18 protein-coding genes are annotated in these 20,341 nt (G+C 67.9%); 6 read left to right on the forward strand and 12 right to left on the reverse strand.

The window, feature by feature from the left end:
- Window positions 1-51: 51 nt before the first annotated feature.
- Window positions 52-1,230 carry a YbfB/YjiJ family MFS transporter gene (locus DFLDMN_RS23220; protein ID WP_423200549.1) on the reverse strand — a complete coding sequence of 393 codons (1,179 nt, stop codon included), beginning with the start codon at window positions 1,228-1,230 and terminating at the stop codon, window positions 52-54.
- A gap of 1 nt (window position 1,231) precedes the next feature.
- Window positions 1,232-2,128, reverse strand: a complete 897-nt coding sequence (locus DFLDMN_RS23225; RefSeq protein ID WP_423200223.1) for a LysR family transcriptional regulator — start codon at window positions 2,126-2,128, stop codon at window positions 1,232-1,234.
- 193 nt (window positions 2,129-2,321) lie between these two features.
- On the opposite strand from DFLDMN_RS23225, the gene DFLDMN_RS23230 reads away from it, so the two are divergent.
- Complete coding sequence (locus tag DFLDMN_RS23230; protein ID WP_423200224.1) at window positions 2,322-2,780, forward strand: RidA family protein; 459 nt, start codon at window positions 2,322-2,324, stop codon at window positions 2,778-2,780.
- 44 nt (window positions 2,781-2,824) lie between these two features.
- On the opposite strand, the gene DFLDMN_RS23235 is transcribed toward DFLDMN_RS23230, so the two are convergent.
- Entirely contained in the window at window positions 2,825-3,736 is a 912-nt protein-coding gene (locus DFLDMN_RS23235; RefSeq protein WP_423200225.1) for a LysR substrate-binding domain-containing protein, read from the reverse strand.
- A gap of 226 nt (window positions 3,737-3,962) precedes the next feature.
- On the opposite strand from DFLDMN_RS23235, the gene DFLDMN_RS23240 reads away from it, so the two are divergent.
- From DFLDMN_RS23240 to DFLDMN_RS23250, 3 genes are all read left to right on the forward strand, one after another.
- A complete protein-coding gene (locus DFLDMN_RS23240; RefSeq protein WP_423200226.1) occupies window positions 3,963-5,528 on the forward strand; it encodes a methyl-accepting chemotaxis protein in 1,566 nt (521 codons plus the stop codon).
- Between the two features lie 173 nt (window positions 5,529-5,701).
- The gene (gltS, locus tag DFLDMN_RS23245; RefSeq protein ID WP_423200227.1) at window positions 5,702-6,889 is read left to right on the forward strand and encodes a sodium/glutamate symporter; all 1,188 of its coding nucleotides are present in this window, start codon (window positions 5,702-5,704) and stop codon (window positions 6,887-6,889) included.
- Between the two features lie 2 nt (window positions 6,890-6,891).
- Window positions 6,892-8,394: a TAXI family TRAP transporter solute-binding subunit gene (locus DFLDMN_RS23250; RefSeq protein ID WP_423200228.1), complete on the forward strand. Its 1,503-nt coding sequence runs from the start codon at window positions 6,892-6,894 to the stop codon at window positions 8,392-8,394.
- Window positions 8,395-8,472: 78 nt separating this feature from the next.
- On the opposite strand, the gene DFLDMN_RS23255 is transcribed toward DFLDMN_RS23250, so the two are convergent.
- Window positions 8,473-9,702 (reverse strand): MFS transporter, encoded by a 1,230-nt coding sequence (locus DFLDMN_RS23255; protein WP_423200229.1) that lies wholly within the window; start codon window positions 9,700-9,702, stop codon window positions 8,473-8,475.
- A gap of 301 nt (window positions 9,703-10,003) precedes the next feature.
- Between DFLDMN_RS23255 and DFLDMN_RS23260 the strand changes: the two genes are divergently transcribed.
- Both DFLDMN_RS23260 and DFLDMN_RS23265 read left to right on the forward strand, forming a co-directional pair.
- Window positions 10,004-10,876, forward strand: coding sequence for a flagellar brake domain-containing protein (locus tag DFLDMN_RS23260; RefSeq protein ID WP_423200230.1), 873 nt, complete (start codon window positions 10,004-10,006; stop codon window positions 10,874-10,876).
- Between the two features lie 112 nt (window positions 10,877-10,988).
- Window positions 10,989-11,885 (forward strand): LysR family transcriptional regulator, encoded by an 897-nt coding sequence (locus DFLDMN_RS23265; protein ID WP_423200231.1) that lies wholly within the window; start codon window positions 10,989-10,991, stop codon window positions 11,883-11,885.
- Here DFLDMN_RS23265 and DFLDMN_RS23270 read toward each other — a convergent pair.
- The 8 genes from DFLDMN_RS23270 to DFLDMN_RS23305 all read right to left on the reverse strand — a co-directional run bounded on the left by DFLDMN_RS23270 (window position 11,882) and on the right by DFLDMN_RS23305 (window position 20,190).
- Window positions 11,882-12,424 (reverse strand): thioredoxin family protein, encoded by a 543-nt coding sequence (locus DFLDMN_RS23270; RefSeq protein WP_423200232.1) that lies wholly within the window; start codon window positions 12,422-12,424, stop codon window positions 11,882-11,884. The two genes, DFLDMN_RS23265 and DFLDMN_RS23270, sit on opposite strands and share 4 nt — an antisense overlap.
- 147 nt (window positions 12,425-12,571) lie before the next feature.
- Entirely contained in the window at window positions 12,572-12,724 is a 153-nt protein-coding gene (locus DFLDMN_RS23275; protein WP_423200233.1) for a hypothetical protein, read from the reverse strand.
- A 285-nt stretch (window positions 12,725-13,009) separates the two neighbouring features.
- Window positions 13,010-15,367, reverse strand: a complete 2,358-nt coding sequence (locus tag DFLDMN_RS23280) for a molybdopterin cofactor-binding domain-containing protein (protein WP_423200234.1) — start codon at window positions 15,365-15,367, stop codon at window positions 13,010-13,012.
- Window positions 15,364-15,840, reverse strand: coding sequence for a (2Fe-2S)-binding protein (locus DFLDMN_RS23285; RefSeq protein WP_423200235.1), 477 nt, complete (start codon window positions 15,838-15,840; stop codon window positions 15,364-15,366). Before DFLDMN_RS23285 ends, DFLDMN_RS23280 begins: the two co-directional genes overlap by 4 nt.
- A 201-nt stretch (window positions 15,841-16,041) precedes the next feature.
- Window positions 16,042-16,827, reverse strand: a complete 786-nt coding sequence (locus DFLDMN_RS23290) for an alpha/beta hydrolase (RefSeq protein WP_423200236.1) — start codon at window positions 16,825-16,827, stop codon at window positions 16,042-16,044.
- A gap of 141 nt (window positions 16,828-16,968) precedes the next feature.
- On the reverse strand, window positions 16,969-17,916 hold the full coding sequence (locus DFLDMN_RS23295) for a LysR family transcriptional regulator (RefSeq protein ID WP_423200237.1): 948 nt from the start codon (window positions 17,914-17,916) through the stop codon (window positions 16,969-16,971).
- Window positions 17,917-18,049: 133 nt separating this feature from the next.
- A complete protein-coding gene (locus DFLDMN_RS23300; protein WP_423200238.1) occupies window positions 18,050-18,829 on the reverse strand; it encodes a gamma-glutamyl-gamma-aminobutyrate hydrolase family protein in 780 nt (259 codons plus the stop codon).
- Window positions 18,830-19,110: 281 nt separating this feature from the next.
- Window positions 19,111-20,190: a porin gene (locus DFLDMN_RS23305; protein ID WP_423200239.1), complete on the reverse strand. Its 1,080-nt coding sequence runs from the start codon at window positions 20,188-20,190 to the stop codon at window positions 19,111-19,113.
- Window positions 20,191-20,341 lie beyond the last annotated feature (151 nt).

A 20,341-nucleotide genomic window follows, 5' to 3' on the forward strand; every position in this document is an offset into this window, starting at 1 on the left:
GGTGCGGGGCGTCGAGCTGGCAGGTGTCGGCGGACCGTCAGCCGGCGTCCCTCACAACCAGCAAAGCACGGCCGCCACGACCAGCGCCACGGCCGCGCTCAGCAGCGGGCCCGTGAAGCTGTGGGCACGGCCCATCAGCGCGCTCGACATCAGCGGGCCGGCGATCTGGCCGATCCCGTAGGCCGCGGTGAGCACGGCAACGATGTTGAAGCGCACGCGGTGCGCCACATGGCGCGCGGCCGGCATTACGATGGTCACCGTGCCGACGAAGGTGCCGCCGACCAGTACCGCGCTGCCCAGGTAACCGGCGGCGGATGGCAGCAGGACCGGCAGCAGCACGCCGACGGCCTGCACCACGAGGTTGATGGCCAGTGCGCGGCGGGTGCCGACCCGCTGATGGAACGCGTGCCAGAAAAAGCACGACGGCGCGGCGCCGAGTCCGAACGCGGCCCAGATATGGATCGGGTCGACCTGGCCGAGCGCGTCGCGGATAAACAGCGGCAGATAGGTGGCCGTGATGATGTAGCCGAAGCCCGCAAGGCCGTATGCGGCGATCAGCGGCCAGGGTCCGACCAGTCCGGCGGGCGTCGCCTGCGGCGCCGCGTCGGTAGCCCCGCTGGCCGCATCGGCAGCGGCGCCGGCACCGGCGTAGTCGCGGCCGAATGCCGGCCAGGCCAGCAGCGTCATCACCGCCGCCGCGGCCGACAAGACCAGCCACAGGGCCGCGCTCGACCAGCCGGCCAGATTGCCGCCGGCAATCAGTTCCGCCGAGGCCAGGATGCCAAGCCCGACGCCGGCAAACAGCAGCGGCGCGCCATGGTGATTGCCGACCACCGAAAACAGCCAGACCGCGGCCGACACCATCGAGAACGCGCTGAGCACGCCGGCCACCAGGCGGATGGCGATCACCGCCGACGCCGGTGCCGGCAGCGCGAGCGCGAGCATCGCCAGCACGGTGCCGACCAGCGACACGCGGCTCAGCCACGCCGCGCGGTGCGTGGGCAGGCGTGCCGCCAGCAGCGCGCCGATCAGGTAGCCCGCGTAATTGCCCGACGCGGCCAGGGAGCCGCCATCGAGGGTCAATACCTGCTCGCGCACCATGATCGGGTACATGCCGGTAAAGGCGAAGCGTCCGAACCCCATGGCCACCGCCAGCACGAGCATGGCCGCCAGCGTGGCGCCAAGGTGCTGAGCGCTGGCCGCGCGCGCGCCCGGCGCGGTCGAAGGCATGCTAGACACGTTGCAACTCCTCGAGGAAAGCGGTGTACGCCACGGTGCTGAACGCCTGGCGGCGAACCAGGTACGAGTGGACCTTGCGCACGTTGACGGTCTGTACATCGAGCGCATGACGATGCTGTTCCAGCAGCGACTTCGGCACGATGGCCACCGCGGCGCCGGCCGCCGCACAGGCCAGCATCGCGTGATAGGAGGGCATTTCGATGACCTGGATGTCGCGCTGCGCGCGCTCGGCATCGCCGCCCAGCCAGTCCAGCGCGCATTGCCGGTACGTGCAGCCGCGCGCAAACGCGGCCAGGCTGCGGATCTGCAGGTCCTCGGCGCGCCGCACGCGCTTGTGGCTGGCGGGCAGCACCAGCACCAGCTCCTCGGTGAAAAGATAGGTGCCTTCGAGACCGGCACCAAGTTCCGGCATGGCGACTGCGCTCGCGGCGCGCGGTGCATCGCGATCCGGATGGGCAACGATGGCGCAGTCGAGCCGGTGGGCCGCGACCGCCTCGGCCAGCGATTGGGTGGTGCCGGTCTGCAACACCATCTCGACATCGGGCCATTGCGCGTGAAAACGCGCGAGCGGCCGCGGCAGCCGGCTGGCGGCGGCGGCTTCCATGGTGCCGATGCGCAGGCGTCCGCTCGGCACCGCCTGCTGCATCGCTTGACGGGCTTCCTCGGCCAGGGCAAGCAGCCGGTTGGCGTAGGCAAGAAAACGCTGGCCTTCCGGGGTCAGCACCATGCGCTTGCTGTCGCGCAGGAACAGCGCCACCCCGAGCGATTCTTCCAGTTGCTTGACCCGCGTGGTCACGTTCGACTGCGCGCGCTCCAGCACGGCGGCGGCTCGCGTGACGCTCTGCTCCTGCGCCACGGCCCGGAAGATCTCGAGTTCGGTCAGATCCATGACAGCTTTTTTAATCACGAAATAAGAATGATATGCGAATCATATTCGTATATTGAGATGGATTAGTCAAGGTGCCACCTGTTCCGTCAGGTATCAAGTCAAATGCCGCCGGCACCATGTACCGGCGCCGGGCCGGCTCCTATAGTGACGGCAAGGCAGATCGGCTGCCGCCGCACCAGGAAAGGAAAAGACCATGTCCGTCATCGAAGCACTCGCCGCCCGTGGCCTCGCGCTGCCGGCGCCGCCGCGACCGCTGGGCCGCTATACCGCGGTCAGCCAGGCCGGCAACCTGTTGTATATCTCCGGACAGTTGCCGCTGCGCGAGGGCAAGGTGGTCTACCAGGGGCAGGTTGGCCGCGAGCTGACCGTGGCGCAGGGGCGGGAGGCCGCCGAACTGGCCGCCCTCAATGTGCTTGCGCAGATCGATGCGCATCTGGGCGGCTTCGACCGGCTTGACCATCTCGTGCGTGTGGATGGCTACATCGCCAGCGCGCCGGGCATGTTCGAGCAGCCCGCGGTCCTCGACGGTGCCTCGGAGCTGTTTGCCGATGTGCTCGGCGACAAGGCCGGACATGCGCGCGCCGCGTTCTCGCAGGCGCAGCAGCCCGGCAATGCGGCCGTGATCCTGGTCGTGGTGGCGGCGCTGCGCTGACGCGGGGAGAGGGATGAGAGGGGCCGGGCGGGGCGGGCCAGGGCTCAGGCCGAGAACTTGTCGACCAGAAAGTCGACCAGCGCGCGCACGCGGCTGGAAACATGGCGCGCATGCGGGTAGAGCAGCACGAATGGCCGCGTACTGCCGCCAAACTGCGGCAATATCTCGACCAGCGTGCCGTCGCGCAGGTCCTGCTCCACCACAAAGCGGTAGGTCTGGAACATGCCCGCCCCGGCACGCGCGAGCGTGGCACCGCCGAGCGCGTCTTCCGAGGTGCGATAGGTGCCGTTGGTCATGATCTCGACGGTCTCGCCATCCTGCCGGAAGATCCATGGCAGGCGGCGCCCGCTGCTCGGCATCTCGAACTGGATGCACTCGTGCGCGAGCAGTGCGTCGAGCGATGCCGGGCTGCCCGCACGGCGCAGGTAGGCCGGCGCGGCCACCACCACCATCTCGGCATCCTCCAGCTTGCGTGCGATCAGCGTCGAATCCTCGGGGGCGCGGCCACGCACCGACAGGTCGTAGGTGTCGTCGGCAAAGTCCACATTGCGATTGCTGATATGGACATCGATCTCGACTTCGGGATAGCGCGCGCGGAATTCCGGCAACGCGGGCAGCACGCGGTAATGCGCGTACGGCGTTGGCAGGCTGATACGCAAGCGGCCGGCGGGGCTGCCATGCTGACCGCTGACCTGCCGCTCGGCATCGACCAGCTGGGCGAGGGCGCCACGCGCCTGCTCAAAATAGAGGCGGCCCTCGTCGGTGAGGCGGATCTGGCGCGTGGTGCGCACGAACAGGCGGACGCCCAGCCGCTCTTCGAGCCGCGAGACGCTGCGGCTGACCGCCGCGGGCGTGACGCCGGCGGCCACGGCCGCCGCGGAAAAACTGCTGAGCTCCGCCGCAAGGTTGAACAGTTCGATACTGCCGAGCTGCAGGTCGTCGAATTGGCGCTTCATGGATGGAATCGGGCAGGAGTGGGGTCATACCGGCTGGCACGATGCCCGCCATCGTACTCAATTGGCGGCCGGAAGTAACGCGCGCGCCGGTTCGGCCAGGGACCACCGTGCCTGCCACCGATCGGCTGGCCTACCGTTGGAAAAATAAGACATTACAGACTTTGTTCTAAAGTGCTGTGCAATTCGCGCCGTTACGCAGGCTATCTCCACGTCATCGGTGCGAAACATGTTCAATAAACTGACCATCCGGCTTCGGCTCAACGCCGCGCTCCTGCTGCTTGCGGTGCTGCTGACCGCTGTCGGCATCATTGGCGCGGTCGGCATGCAGTCCGCCGACGGCGATATCAAGGAAATCTACGGCAAGGAACTCGCGGCGATGTCGCACGTGGCCAAGTCGCAGTTCAACATGACCGTGGTGCGCACCACGCTCGACCGCGCCATGCTGCACCCCGATGCGCCCGACGTGCTCGCCACGATCGACAAGGCGGCCGGCTATCGCGCCAGGTCCGACGATGCGTGGAAGGCTTATCTCGCGCTGCCCAAGACCGCCGAGGAAAAAGCCCTCGCCGACAAGGTGGAAGGCCTGCGCGGCGCTTACTTCAAGGAGGCCATCGATCCGCTGTTCGCGGCCTTGCGCGCGCGCGATGCGGCCGCCGCCGACACCATCGTGATGGTCACCATGCCGCCGCGCAACACCGCGCTGTCCGGCGCGATGGACGTGCTGGAGCGCAACCAGCGCGAACAGGCCGAGGCCCTGTACACCGCCGCGACCGCCCGCACGGCGCGCTTTACGTGGCTGGTGGTGGCCGCTATCGGCGTGGGCGTGCTGGCCGCGCTGGCCTGCGCGATCGGCCTGCAGCGCGCGATCTCGGTGCCACTGACGCGCATGCTGGGCAACTTCGAGGAAATCGCGCGCGGCAACCTGACCGAATCGATTCGCATTACCAGCCAGGATGAAATGGGCGCGCTCACGCGCGGGCTGGGGGAGATGCAGCGCGGGCTGATCGGCGCCATCCAGACCATGCGCGGCGGCAGCGAGGCGATTGCCTCCGCCACCCAGCAGATCGCGGCCGGCAACCTCGACCTGTCGCAACGGACCGAGGAGCAGGCCAGCGCATTGCAGCAGACCGCGTCGAGCATGGAGGAACTGACGTCGATCGTGAAGCAGAACGCCGACAACGCCAGGCAGGCCAATGCGCTCGCGCAGGAGGCGTCGGATACCGCCGCGCGCGGTGGCGAGGCCGTACGCCGCGTGGTGGATACCATGGGCGAGATCGATACCGCGTCCAAGAAAATCGGCGACATCACCAGCGTGATCGAGGGCATCGCCTTCCAGACCAATATCCTGGCGCTCAACGCCGCGGTGGAAGCGGCCCGCGCGGGCGAACAGGGACGCGGCTTTGCCGTGGTGGCTGGGGAGGTACGGGCACTGGCACAGCGTTCGGCCTCGGCCGCCAAGGAGATCGTCACGCTGATCCAGGACACCGTCAGCCGCGTGGAGGCCGGCACCCGTCAGGTGGATCAGGCCGGCACGACCATCGGCGACGTGGTGCAGGCCGTGCGCCGGGTGACGGACATCATGGGCGAGATCAGCGCCGCCTCCACCGAGCAGTCGGCCGGCATCGAGCAGGTGAGCCAGGCGGTGAACCAGATGGACCAGGCCACGCAGCAGAACGCGGCGCTGGTGGAAGAGGCGGCCTCCGCCGCCCAGGCGCTCGAGGAACAGGCCGGCGTGTTGCGCGCGACGGTGGCCTCGTTCCGCCTGCCGGGCACGGCACTCGTCGTGGTGTAACCCCGCCCTGCCGGCATACGGGTTGCAATAACGCCGGCGCCGCCCTATGGTCAAAGGGCGGCGCGCCCCGCGGCAGGGGCATGTTGGTCAGGGAAGCAGCGAAAGCAGGAGCGCAGGCACGCCGGTTGCAAGCCCGAAGTTCGAGAACCAACAAGCAGAAGGGAGATTTCCCGATGAAGCTCGAACCCGTCGCCAGTCTGCTGGCCGCACTTGTCATGTTGCTGATCGGCGCGCTGATCAACCGGCGCGTCGGCATCCTGTCCCGCTACAACATTCCCGATCCCATCACCGGCGGCCTGCTGTTTGCCGTGGTCGCGTCGCTTGTGCTGGCCACCAGCGGCTTCCAGGTGACGATGGAGCAGAGCATCAAGCCCACGCTGCTGCTGATGTTCTTTGGCGGGGTCGGCCTGACTGCCGACCTGCGCATGCTGCGCCGCGGCGGCCGCGCGCTGGTCATTTTCCTCGTCATCCTGTTGCCGTACATCCTGCTGCAGAACCTGGTCGGCGTGTCGATGGCACGCCTGCTCGACCTGCATCCGATCTTCGGGCTGGTGAGCGGCTCCATCACCCTGGTGGGCGGGCATGGCACCGGCGCCGCCTATGCCGAGCGTTTCGCCGAGATCAACAACCTGCAGTCGGTAATGGAACTGTCGATGACCGTGGCCACCGTCGGCCTGATCGTCGGCGGCATCATCGCCGGGCCGGTCGCGCAATACCTGATCGGCAAGTACAACCTGCGCTCGGCCGCCGACGATGCCGCGGTGGCATCCGAGCGCGAAGCGGCCGCGCCGATCTCCACGATCGCGGTGGTGGGCGCGCTGGCCGGCATCCTGGCGGCCGTGGTAGCCAGCCGCTGGCTCGCGGAGCGGCTCTCGGGCGGGGCCATCACCATTCCCTCGTTCCTGTGGTGCATGATGGCCGGCATCGCGCTGCGCAACCTGCTGCCGTTTGTCGGCGTGCGTTGGGACGACCGCGCGGCCGACCTGATTTCCAGCACGTGCCTGTCGCTGTTCCTCGTCATGACCATGATGGCGCTCGACGTGATCGAGGTGGGCCGTTCCGCCGGGCCCTTCCTGCTGATCATCGCCATGCAGGTCGTCTTTATCGTGCTGTACGTCGTTTTCGTCTGCTTCCGCTTCATGGGCAAGGACTACGAGGCGGCCGTCACCTCGGCCGCGTTCATCGGCTTCAACATGGGCTCGACCGCCACCGCCATGGCCAATATGGCGGCCATCACGGCGCGGCACGGACCCGCGCCGAGCAGCTACCTGATCGCGCCGCTGGCGGGCGCGTTCTTCGTCGACCTGATGAACGCGTTCGTGCTGACGGTGATGCTCGCCTTGCCCTTCATGGGAGGGTAACCATGCGCATGCGCTCGTGGCTTGCGCCGCTGATGTCCTGCACGGTCCTGCTGGCCGCGTGCGGCGGCGGCCCCGACGTCGACGCGCTGCGCGCCGGCGTGGACCAGCGGCTGGCGCAGGCCTTGCCGCCCGACACGGTGGAAGTCAGCGAGTTCGCGCGGCGTGGCTCGCAGGCCGATACCAAGGCGCCCTCGGGCGAGACGCGACGCGTGGTGTATTACGACGTCGATCTGAAGCTCCGCCGCGACTTCGATTTCGGCGCCTGGGACGCGCCCGGCGTGGCCGGACTGGTGTCCGCGCTCGGTGCGGGACCCAAGGGTGTGAGCGGCATTACCGGCGGCGGCAACAAGGCCGGCGATACCATCCGCGCGCACGGCACGGCGCTGTACCGCAAGGAGGGGGAGCGATGGGTGCCGGTAGCGGCGGGTGGCTACCAGCCTGCCCAGGCGCCGGCGTATGCCACCAGTACCGCGCCGGGGGCGGCCGCGATCCTGGAGGCGATGCGCAAGGTCGTCGATGCCGCCCAGCAATCGGCCTCGCCGGCCGAGCAGGCCGTCATCCAGCAGGAGCTGCAGGCCGCGTACGCCACCATCCAGTCCCGGCTCACGCGGGCCGAGGCGGGATACGCCATTGCCGCCGGCGCCGAGCATGGCCAGTACCTGCGCCTGGCCCGTGCCATGGCGGACAGCGCCAGGGTACGGACGGTGCCGCTGGTCACCCATGGCGGCGAAGAGAACCTGCGCCTGCTGCGCGATGGCAGGGTCTCGCTGGCGATGGCGCAGGGCGATGCGGCGCTCGACGCCTACGAAGGGCAGGGCCCCTTTGCGGACAGCGGCCCGTTCAGCGCCCTGCGCGCGATCGGCAGCCTGTATCCCGAAGCGGTACACGTGCTCGTCGCGGCCGCCGGCCCGGTTCGCGCCATGGCCGACCTGCGCGGCAAGCGCGTGGCCATCGGCGCGCCGGGTTCGGCGTCGCGCACGACCGCCTTGCGCGTGCTGAAGGCGCACGGGCTCGCGGAGCCGGATATCGTGGCGAGCGAATACGGCATTGGCGACGCGCTGGTGGCGCTGCGCGGCCATCGGGTCGATGCGGTGATCCAGATCATTGGCGTGCCGGCCGACAGCGTGCGCGACCTGGTTGCGGAAGGGCAGGTGCGACTGTTGCCGCTGAGCGCGGCCGGCATCGCGGCGCTCGGTGGCAGCCGGCGTGGCTACTTCCCCTATACGATCGTGCCGGGCACGTACTCGGGCCAGGCGCAGCCGGTGGCCACGGTGGCTACCGCGGCGATCTTGCTGGCGGGGCCCACGTTGTCCGATACCGAGATCGGCGCGGTCACGCGCGAATTGTTCGGCAAGGGCAACGACTTTGCCGCGCGCGGCAGCGCGCAAGGCGCACAGATCGCGCCGGGCAATGCACGCCAGGGCCTGCCGGTGCCGCAGCATCTGGCCGCGGCCAGGGTGCTGGACGAGATGTCTGGCCGCCAGGGGGGCAATGGCAAACCATGACGGCAGCCAGATCACCGCGGCGGGATGACTGACGGCGGCCAACGGGCGCGGAGGATGGCGAGAGGGCGGGCGACGCGCTCAGGCGCGGGTGGCGCGCCGGTTCAACGCCAGCGCCACTATCTCGCAGGCGCCGGCAAACAGGCCGATGCCCCAGATCGCGCCGGTGCCGAGGATGGCCGCGCCCAGTGCGCTGCCAAGCGAGAAACCCAGGTACATGGTCGAAGTATTGAGCGCCAGCGCGAGCGAGGCCTGGGACGCGCTTCCCGCCGCCATCAGCCGCGCCATCTGCGCGGGAAAGAACGACCACACCGAAAAGCCCCATGCCGCCACCGCGGCGAGCACCGGCACCATGGCCGCATGGGGCGACAGACCGAGTGCCGACAGGCCGAGCCCCCAGAAGGCGAGTGCCAGCACCAGCAGCGAGAGACCGGCCACGCGATGCGAGCCGAACCGGTCGTTCAGCGTGCCGCCGGTCATCACGCCGAACGCGGCGGCGAGGCCCCACATCGACACCGTGGCATTGATGCCGACGGGACCCAGACCGAGCACCTGCGCCAGATAAGGCGCAATATAGGGATACGCCGCGTAGGCACCGGCGGACCAGAACAGGCTGACGGCCAGCAGCCGCAGGATGGCCGGCTGCCGGGTCACAGCCAGACGTTGCGACAGCGTGGCCACCGGAATGCCGGCGCCTGCGTCGCGCACGATGCCCGCCAGAATGCCGGCGATCGCGATCACGCTCAGGGCGCCGACCGCCAGGAAGGTCGCACGCCAGCCGAACGCATGGCCAACCACGCCGCCCAGTGGCAGGCCCAGTGCAATGGCGAGCGTCATGCCGCCGCTGACGATCGCCAGGGCCCGGCCGCGCTTGCCGGCGGGCGCGATCGCGCCGGCCAGGGCATTGGCATTCGGTACGTAGAGGCCCGAGGCCACCGCCATCATGATGCGGGCGGTCATCAGTATCGCGAAGCTCGGTGACCAGGCCGCCAGCAGGTTGCCGGCGGTAAAGACGGTCATGGCGAGCAGCAGCACACTGCGTCGCCGCAGCCGGGCCGTCAGCACCGTCGCCACCGGCGAGCTGACCGCCATGGTCAGCGTGAACACCACGACCAGCAGCGCGACATGGGGCACCGTCATGCCGAAATCGGCGGCCATGGTGGCGAGCAGCGGCGCGATCATGAACCCTTCGGTACCGATCGCAAACGTGCCGAGCGCCAGGAAGGCGGCCGGCACGAGGGAGTTGGCGCCGGGGCCGGCATCGGCGACGGCGGCGAGGTCCGGCGCGGCCGCGCGGGGATGGGTGGACACGGGAGTATTCCTGCCTGGGGAGCGTTGGAGGGTTGGTGCGCGAGGCGCGCAAGGACCCGGAAGACCGGAAGACCAGAAGACCAGGGGCCACGGGGTCCGGGGCCGAGGCGCCAGCCTGGCGCCAATGTGCGGCAGATCGGCGTGCTCGCCAAGGTCATGCATCCGTCGATTCCGGACGCCCGGTGTTGCCGTGCGCGTGTGCCGGCGCGCGCGCGGGCGGACCGGTCGCCGGGAAAGCCAATCCCATGGCCGATTTGCTAGAGTAGCGGCAAAGCACTGAAGTGCTGAAGGGATAGCAGCCATGCGAAAAGAAGTGCAGGCAATCGATATCGAGCTGGGCAAGCCGCTGAAGTCCGCGCTGGTGGATGAGCTGGGCTTTCCCGTCGCCGACGAGGGTACGGTCTTTCAATCGGACCAGGAGCGCCAGCTCGTGCTGCAGGGCGGACGCTGCTTCTGGGCCGACGACATGGCGCCCCTGGGTGCCGATGAACCGGCGTCGCCCTGGCACGACCGCTACGGCTTGCCGGTCGGCACGCTGCTTCACGTCAAGCGGCCAGGCGATGCCCATCGCGCGGCGGTCAGCCGCCTGACCGGCTTTCACGAGAGCTCCGCATTTATCGCCTGGCCCACGCTGAACGGCAAGCCGATGGAGATCCAGGATGGCGAACTGGTGCTGTTCCGCGGCTTCAGCGGCACCAGCATCCAGAGCTTTACCGCACGCGTGCATGCCACCTCGCGCACGCCGTTCCCGTACTGGATGCTCAGCGATATCGTCAATGTCGACACGCGCGAAATGCGCGGCAGCATACGCGTGCCGGTGCGCGTGGTCGGCAAGCTCAGCGTGGAGGACGGCAGCTATCCGCCGCAGACCGTCCTGATCACCGACCTCAGTCTCGGCGGCGCATCGATCAGCACCGCCCTCGATGCGCTGGCCACGCCGGGACGGCAGGTTCGCCTGGAGTTCACGCTGCGGGCCGCCGGCATGAAGGCGCGCTTTGCGATTGGCGGCTGGACGCGCGACGACAGCGATGCCACCACGGAGCCGCCGTTCCACTGCGTCGGGGTGGCGTTTGATGGTTGCGGCGAACGCGAGGCGATTCTGCTCCATGCCTTCGTCCACGAGAAACTGCTCGAAAGCGCCACCATGCGGGCCGGCACCGCCGCCGGCGAGTAACGCGCCGCGCCGGCAGGTTCCCCGCAGCCGCCGTGTTCGATGGTGGTAACGCACCAATAATCTGGCTAGACTCGCTCCACTGCTTCTTTCCTGGAAACAATGGGGGCCACGGGTGGACCGATTCGATGCCATGCGGCTTTACACGCGCGTCGTGGAGCGGCGCAGCTTTACGCTTGCCGCCAACGATATGGAAGTCCCGCGCTCCACCGTGACCAAGGTCATCAGCAGCCTGGAGGCGCGGCTTGGCGTACGTCTGCTGCACCGGACCACGCGCGTGGTGCGGCCCACCCTCGACGGCGAGGCGTATTACCGGCGCTGCCTCGATATCCTGGAGGATATCGAGGATGCCGAAGGCGCGTTCAGCGGCGCCATGCCCAGGGGCACGCTGCGCATCGAGGTGCAGGGCACGCTGGCCCGGCATTTCCTGATGCCCGGTTTGCCCGACTTCCTGGCCAGGTATCCCGACATCCAGATGGCGATGAGCGAGAGCGACCGCTGGGTCGACCTCGTGCAGGAAGGCGTCGACTGCGTGCTGCGCTATGGCACGCTGCCCGATAGCGAACTGGTGGCGCGCCAGGTGGCCATGCTGGAGCGCTTGACGTGCGCCACGCCGGCCTATCTCGACAGATTCGGCATGCCGGCCGACCTCGATGCGCTGGCAGGCCACCGGATGGTCGGCATCCGCGCGATCACCACGGGCAACGTCACCCCGCTCGAATTCGTTGAGAAGGACCGGCTCCGCGCCGTGTCATTGCCGTGCGTGCTGTCCGTGACCGGCACCGAGAGCTATCTGGCCGGTATCCGTCTGGGCCTGGGCATGGCGCAGGTGCCACGCTTCCATATCGAGGACGACCTGCGGCGCGGGGCGCTGGTGCAGATCCTGCCCGATCATCCGCCGCCGATGGCGCCGGTCTCGCTGGTTTATGCGCGCTCGCGCCAGCTGTCGCCGCGCGTGCGCGCATTCCTCGACTGGGCGGCGCAGGAATTCAGCCGCCACACGGTGAGTTAGTGTCTGGCTTGCGCCAGCAGCTTCTGGATCTGCGCTTCCGTCTCGGCATACTGGCCTTCGCCGTAGTGGCGGTAGACGATCTTGCCTTCGGCATCGATCAGGTACGTGGCCGGCCAGTACTGGTTGTTGTACGCGGACCAGGTGGCGTAGGCATTGTCCTGCGCTACCGGATAGCGGATGTCGAAGCGCTTGAGCGCCGCCTGCACATTGCTCGTCGATTTTTCGAACGGGAATTCCGGCGTATGCACACCGACCACGACCAGCCCCTGGTCGCGATATTTGTCGTACCACTGCTTGACGTAGGGCAGCGTATTGACGCAATTGATGCACGAGTACGTCCAGAAGTCGACCAGCACGACCTTGCCGCGCAGATCGGCCATGGTCAGCGGCGCGGCATTCAGCCACTTGTCGATGCCGGCAAACTCCGGGGCCTGGCCCTGGTCTCCCACCTTGGGTTGGGTGACGCTGGCGCCCGCGCCCACGATGTAGAGTGCGGCAATGGCGACCACGGCGAGTGAAACACGGATGGCGTTACGCATGATCTGGATTCCTTTACGTTGCAATCGATGGGATGGTTGTATTGCAACGTGGCCGCGTATCGCCGCTGTTTCGTGCGTCGCCGGCTTTGCATCGCCACATGTCGTGCGGGCGTGGCGATACATGGCGATACAAAGCGGCGCCGGCACTCACGTGCGCCGGCCGGTGGGGGCCGCCCCGTCGTCACGGCGTTTGCGCACCACGGCGTCCTGCCATGGCACCCAGCGGCAGACCGCGCTGGCGCGCAGTTCCGCGCCCAACGCGGACAGGATCATGCTGGCGAGAATCAGCGTGCGTTTCATATCGTCCCTCACAAGTGTCGATGCATGGCGAGGGCATTATGCGAGCGGCCGGCGCGCGCGATATGTCGCTTTGTATCGGCGGCGGCCGTAGACAGGAAAGCTTGCAAACGAAGGGCGCGCCGCCCCGGGGCCGAAGCGTGATCGGTCCCGGGGCGGGCGGGGCAGGGCCCCGCTCCGTTGCTGCGCCGGTGCGCCGGTGCCCAGGCGCCCAGACGCTCAGGCGCTCAGGCGCCCAGGCGCTCAGGCGCTCAGGCGCTCAGGCGCTCAGGCGCTCCGGGCCCACCATCAGGCCGTGACCAGTTGATCGCGGATCGGCAGCGAACGGATACGCTTGCCCGTGGCGGCAAAGATCGCGTTGCACAGCGCGGGGGCGATCGGCGGCACGGGTGGTTCGCCCACGCCCCCGGGCGGGACGCCGAAGTCGTCGCCACCTACCAGCCAGGTGTGGATCGCGCGCGGCGCCATATGGGAGCGCAGCACCTCGAAGTCGTGGAAGTTGCTTTGCTGCACGCGGCCGTCCTTGAACGAAACCTCGCCCAGCATGGCCAGGCCCACGCCCATCACGCAACCGCCTTCCACCTGCGAGCGAATCCGTTCCGGATTGACCTGCGGCCCGCAGTCGATCGCCATGTCCACGCGCGGGATGGTGAGCTCGCCCTTGGCATTGACCGCCACTTCCACCACCGTGGCCACGTAGGTCACGAAGCTGTAGGCCATGGCGATGCCGAGGCCATGCCCCTTGGGCAGCTTGCGGCCCCAGTTGGCACGGCGCGCGGCTTCCTCGATCACGCGGCGCATACGGCCAGTGTCGAGCGGATACACCTCGGGCGACTCGTTGTAGTTCCACTTGTCCGACAGCGTGGTCGGGTCGATCCGGCGTGGCGGTCCGATCAGCTCGAGCAGGTAGTCCTTGGGATCGCGCCCGGCCTGGTACGCGAGTTCGGAGACAAAACTCTGCACCGCGAAGGCGTGCGGAATATTCGAGACCGAGCGGAACCAGCCGATGCGCGTATGGGCGGGCACATCCGCCGACTCCAGACGGATGCCGGGGATCACGTACGGAATGTTGATGGCGGTCATGGCGGCTTCGAAATCGGCCTTGCCCTCGGCGCCTACCGCAAAGGTCGAGCGGATGGTGGGCGCCGCCGAGCGGTGCAGCCACGCGGTCGGCTTGCCGCCATGGTCGAGCGCGGCTTCCAGCCGCTCGACCGAAACCGTATGGTAATAGTCGTGCTGGATATCGTCGTCGCGCGTCCATTGCAGCTTGACCGGGGTGCCGCCGAGCGCCTTCGAGACCAGCGCGGCCTCGGAGATGTAGTCGGCCATCGATTTGCGGCCAAAGCCGCCGCCGAGCAGCGTCAGGTGGACCGTGACATCCTTCGGCTCGAGTCCCACATGCTTGGCCACGCTTTCCAGCGCGCCCTGCGGCGCCTGCGACGGTGCCCAGATCTCGCACTTGCCGTCGACGAAGCGCGCGGTGGCCACCGGCGTCTCCATCGAGGCGTGCGCCAGATGGGGAATGTAGTACTCGGCCGTGACCTTGCCGGCCGGGTCGCTTCTGGCGCCGGCCTTGCGCGCCGGTGCCGCTGCCAGCGTGGCGAGCGCGTCGCCGTCGTTGCGCAGCGCCTTGCCCGGCTTGCTGGCCGCCGCCTGCAGCGCGGTGCGGAACGCCGCCGAGTCGTAGCCCGCGTTGGGGGTGGCGCCGTTATCCCACTCGATCTTGAGCTTGGCGCGGCCCTGCATGGCGGCCCAGGTGTTGCTGGCTACCACCGCGATGCCGCCGACGGGGTTGAACAGCGGCGGACCGTCATAGCCCTTGAGCTCGACCACGCGCACCACGCCGGGCACCTTGAGCGTCTCGCTGGCATCGTAGCTGCGTACCTTGCCGCCATAGACCGGCGGGCGCGCCATCACCGCATACACCATACCGGGCAGGCGTACGTCGATGCCATAGGTGGCATGGCCGGTGGCGATATCCCGGCTGTCGATCGGCATGATGCGGCCCTTGCCGATATAGCGGAACTGCTCGGGCTGCTTGAGCCGCAGCGTGCTGGCCGCGGGCACGGGCAGGCGCGCGGCGTCCTCGGCCAGCTCCCCATATCCCAAGCGGCGGCCGCTCGGCACGTGAACGACCTCGTGGTTACGTGCCTGCACCTCGCTGGCCGGCACGCTCCAGCGCGTGGCGGCGGCGGTCTCCAGCATCTGCCGCGCGGCCGCGCCGACGCGACGCATCGGCGCCAGAAAATGGCGCATGCTGCGCGACCCGTCGACGTTCTGGCTGCCGTAGCGCGCCTCGTTGGCATCGGCCTGAACAATGCGCACGCGGTTCCAGTCGGCCTCGAGTTCGTCGGCCACGACCATCGGCAGGCTGGTCCGCACGCCGGTACCCATTTCCACGCGATGCGCGACGATGGTCACGGTGCCGTCGCGCGCGATCGAGACGAACACCTGCGGATTGTCGACGGTGCCGCCCGGCATCGCGTCGCCGCCGTATTTCTTCGGTTCGGCCGCTTCGGCCTTGGAGATCAGGCCGCCCAGATGGACCGCGAGCGTGAGGGCCGCACCCGCCTGCAGGAACTGGCGGCGCGCCGGCCTGGCGGGCGCCTCGGTCCCGGCCGCTGTGGTATCGATGAGATGGGTCATGCGGCCCTCCCGTTCAGCGTGGCGGCGGCGCGCTGGATCGCGGCGTTGATGCGCGTATAGGTGCCGCAGCGGCAGATATTGCCGCTCATGGCGGAGACGATCTGTTGCTCGGTGGGTTTGGGATTGCTCTTGAGCAGTGCCGTGGCGGACATGATCTGGCCGGCCTGGCAGTAGCCGCACTGGGCCACGCCGAGTTCCACCCAGGCATCCTGCACGGCCTTGCCGACGCGGTCGCCGGCCATGGCTTCGATGGTGCTGACCGACTTGCCGGCCACGCCGGAGATCGGCGTCACGCACGAGCGCGTGGGCTGACCGTCGACATGCACGGTACAGGCACCGCACAGCGCCATGCCGCAGCCGAACTTGGTACCGGTAAAGCCGAGGGCGTCGCGCAGGGTCCAGAGAAGGGGCGTATCGGGGGAAAGGTCCACGTCATGGACCTGACCGTTAATTTTTAGTGTGGTGGTCGTCATGGTGCCTCTTGCAGGGAGGGGATGGGCCATATTGGCCTCCGCATCCTACGAGAAGGTCACTCGCCTGTGAAGTTAGCAAGATTGAATAGGCTTATGAATATCATTTAAGAATGGCTTGCCCCCGCCTGCGCCATCCGGCCCCCGACCACCCCCGGCCCGCACCGCCAGTGGGGCGGGGAGCGGGCCGGGATTCCGCGCTGCTTACCTGGCCGGCTGTCCGGCGGCCTGCAGGATCAGGTTGGCGACTTCCTGCGGATGCGAGATCAGCGACACGTGGCTGGACGGCAGCTCGATGGTATGGGCGCCCATGCGCTTGGCCATAAAGCGCTCCAGGTCGGGATTGATGGTGCGGTCTTCCGTGGACACCGCATACCACGACGGCTTCTGCCGCCAGGCCGCCACCGTGGTCTTGGCCATCGTGATGGCGCGGCCCATCGGCTGCTGCACGGCGTAGTACGCGCGCGCCTGGTCCGGTGGCAGGTCGCCCGCGAAGTCCTTGACGAATGCCTGCTCGGACAGCTTGGCGTAGTCGCCCGACCATTGCAGCCCTGCCGAGGCCGGTGCCGCCGGGAATTTCTTCGTCAGCGCGGGATAGTCCTCGCCCGCATCCGGTGCACGCGCGGCGATATAGACCAGCGAAGCCACTTTCGGGTCCACGCCGGCCTGGCTGATGACCATGCCGCCGTACGAGTGCGCGACCAGCACGGTGGGGCCATCCTGCTCGGCCAGCGCGCGCTTGACCGCGTCGACGTCGGCGTCGAGCGAGGTGGTGGGATTCTGCACGGAGGTCACATGCAGGCCACGCGCCTGCAGCAGCGGAATGACCTTTTCCCAGCTGGAGCCGTCGGCATACAGGCCGTGCACGAGCACCACATTCCTGATCGGCTGGGTGGGCGGGTCCTGCGCCAGTGCGCCTTGCGAGAAGGTGGCGGCACCCAGGGTGACGGCGGCGGCCATGGCGGCCAGGAACGGGCGTTGGAAGTTCATGTTCAGTCCTTTCGAGAGAGAGATCGGCAATCTGCGAGCAGCTAGTCGTTGCGCAGCCATTGCGCGCTGTTCTCCAGTAGGACGAACGGCCGGTGGTCTTATTCCCGCCGCGGTGAAGAAAAAAACGGGGCAAGCCGGGCGCTATATGGAAGCCCCCTCGGCAACGCATGCCATCGGCGCGGTCACCTGCCCGGGCAGGGTCTCGAGGCTCTCGAACAACGCCTCGATAAAGGTGCGGACGCGGCTGGCATGGTGGCGGCTGGGCGGGTACAACAGCCACGCGGGCGGACCGGGCGGGCGGTAGGCTTCGAGGATCTCCACCAGCTGGCCGCGCCTGAGGTACGGCAAGGCAATGTAGTCGGGTGCCTGCACGATGCCAACGCCCTGCACCGCGGCATCGAGCAGCGCCTCGCCATTGTCGATCAGCATGTTGCCCTTGACGAAGCCGTGGTCGGTGACCTCGTCCACGCGCCGGAAGGTCCAGGTCCAGCGCGTGCGGCGGCCGGGCCGCACGTACATCAGGCAGTTATGCTGCGCCAGGTCCTCGGGCGTGCGCGGCGTCCCCCACTCGTCGAGGTAGCCAGGCCCGGCGGCGGTGACGATGCGTGTCTCGTGCAGCCTGCGCGCCACCAGCCGGGTATCGGGCGGATCGCCGATCACGATGGCCACGTCGAAGCCTTCCTCATTGCCCTCGGGCGCGCGGTCGCACAGGTGCGTGCTGATGGTCAGGTCCGGGAAACGCTTGGCGATGGTGTTGAGGATCGGCATGATCCAGAACTTGCCATAGCTCACCGGCAGCAGCACCCGCAGCGTGCCGCGCGGGCTGTCGTGGGTGGTGGTCAGTTCGTTGCGCGCTGCTTCGAGCTCCTGCAGGATCAGCTTGCAGCGCCGGTAGAAGGTCAGGCCGTCGGGGGTGATGCCGACATTGCGCGTGGTGCGTTCCAGCAGCTTGACGCCGAGATCGCTTTCCAGTCGCGCGATCGACTTGCTCACCGATGAGGTGGACATGCCGAGCGCCGACGCGCTTTTGGTAAAACTGCTGAGCTCGACCGTCTTCACGAACACGCCGATCAATCCAAACTGCTCCATTGCTTCTCTCTCTCTTTCTCTCCCCACCGCGCTTCTTGCGCCTCCCGCTGCTTTGATACTTGCGCGCTTGCCCGGACACCGGTGCGCTGCCGTGTGCCGGTGCCATATCCCGGTGCTGCTGTCTCCGGGGCCTTCAGCCGGGTCGGGCCCGGGCCGCTTGCGTGCGCGCCGCATAGCGGCGGCAGGCATCCCCGAAATGCGAGAACAGCGCGCGCGAGAGCGGATCCGACGCGGCGGTCACCTCCGGATGCCATTGCACGCCGATGGCGAAATCCGCCGCGCGCACGCGGATGGCTTCGGTCAGTCCGTCGCCGGCGCTGGCCTCCTGCACCAGACCCGGGCCCAGCGTGCGCACGCCTTGCGTATGGAGCGAATTGACGCTGGCCTGGGACTGGCCGATCCAGCGGCCGAGCACGCCGTCGCTGGCCAACGCGACGGTATGCTTGTAGCGATAGCGTTCGTCCAGCGCTTCGGAGAGGTCCTCGCGGTGATCGGTGGAGTGGCCCGCATCGTAGATATCGGGATACAGCGTGCCGCCAAAGGCCACGTTCAGTTCCTGAAAGCCGCGGCAGATCGCCAGCAGCGGCATGCCGAGGTCCGTCGCGCGCCGGATCAGCCGCAGCGAGACGCTATCGCGCGCCGGGTCGAGCAGGAACGCGGCCGGCTCCGCGCCGCCGTAGTGGCGCGGCGCCACGTTCGAGGCGGCCCCGGGAAGCAGCAGGCCGGAGATCGCACCCAGGTAGGGCAACAGATCGTCGATATCCTCGGCGGCCGGAATCAATACGGGTGCGACTTGCGCGACCTGGGCCAGCGCGCGCCGGTAGCTTTCCTTGACGCTATGGAGGTCGTGATCGCCAACGAAGAACCGGTCGCACACGATGCCGACCACGGGGCGGGCACCGGCTTGGGACACGGCTGAAGCGGGTGAGACGGGTGAACCCGGTGAAGCGGGTACGGAGGACTGCAAGTGAAACTCCCCATGCGTAACAGCGTAAGTGTATGCGGATGATATTTCATTGTATGCAGATGCTGCAACGCCGATCTGAAAAGTAGGCATTCATGCGCGTAGATTGCGCAATATTGCGGTGTGTTGCATACAATTCAGGCCAAACACGTCAAAAAAAGACGCCCCGAAACGGGGCGCTCAAAGCCCCGGAGTACCCGTCCCGGGGCGGAGGCTGATGGCGCGCGGGCTCAGAAGCGATGACGGATGCCAAGCGCCGCGCCGAATTGCGTGGACTTGCCCTCGGCCTTCACGTAGCTGGCCGCCGGACCGTTGTAGGTGTCGAAGTTGAGCGCGGTATTGCGCGCGAACGCTGTGGAAAGGTAGATATCGGTGCGTTTCGACAGGTCATAGTCGATCACGAACAGCCATTGCTGCGGATTGTCGGGATTGGCGGAAGCGCTCGCGGTGGGGCGGTACTTGCGCAGGTCGTCGTAGTAGTAGGCCAGCGTGAAGGACGCCTGGCCGCGCCGGTACACGGCACCGAGCCACCAGAAGTTGTCCAGTGCGACCGTGCGCGCCGCAGTGTTGTCGTTCTTGCCGAAGCGGTAGCCGGCGAACACGATGAGCGGCCCTCCGGGGATATCGAACGCGTAGCGGCCGGAGACGCCGACCTTCTGCGCCTTGGGATAGGTCGCCGCGGTGCGGACCCCGTCGACCTGGTCGTAGGCGAGGCTGACGCCGCCACGGCCAAACCGGTAGACCGCGCCGGCTCCCCAGGCCGAACTGCCGGCCATGCTGCCGGGCTGCTCGCCAAATGCCCAGTGCGTTTCGAAGGTAGCGGGGCCGAAGTTGCCGGTGTACTTGATCATGTTGTCCTCGCGCAGCGAGGTGCCGAGCATGAAGACCACCGGTTCGTACTGCGTGGCATACGCAGTTGGGGAAAAACTTGCGTTGACGTCGAACAGCGACGTGTACTGGCGTCCCATCGTGATCTGCCCATAGGGCGTGCCAAGTCCGACGAAGGCCTGGCGCCCCCACAGTCGGCCCCCTTGCTGCAACGTGCCGGTATCCATGGCAATCGCGCTTTCCAGCGCGAACACGGACCGCCATCCCCCGCCCAGGTCCTCCGTACCGCGCAAGCCGAAGCGCGAGCCGGCCAGACCGCCGGACTGCTCGGCGAAGCGTGACCCGCTCCCCCCGTTACCCACCGCGTGATGCGTCGAATATTCGACGTTGACGTCGGCTACCCCATACAGCGTGACGCTGGTCTGGGCCTGCACCGCGCCTGCCAGCGCGGCCCCACAGACTGCTCCCATCCACCTTTTCATATGCTCTCCGTGATGACAGGGCTTGTTGGTGTCGCCTTGCAGATTCGCCCTGAAGCAGACGCTATGCGCGACCCGCGCACGCCAGAAGATCCAATCGCGTCCGCCACACCATGCCAATCGGCGTTCGCGCAACGTCTTGCGCACCCGGATT

The sequence above is a fragment of the Cupriavidus sp. H19C3 genome (assembly GCF_049393815.1).
Classification (GTDB): domain Bacteria; phylum Pseudomonadota; class Gammaproteobacteria; order Burkholderiales; family Burkholderiaceae; genus Cupriavidus.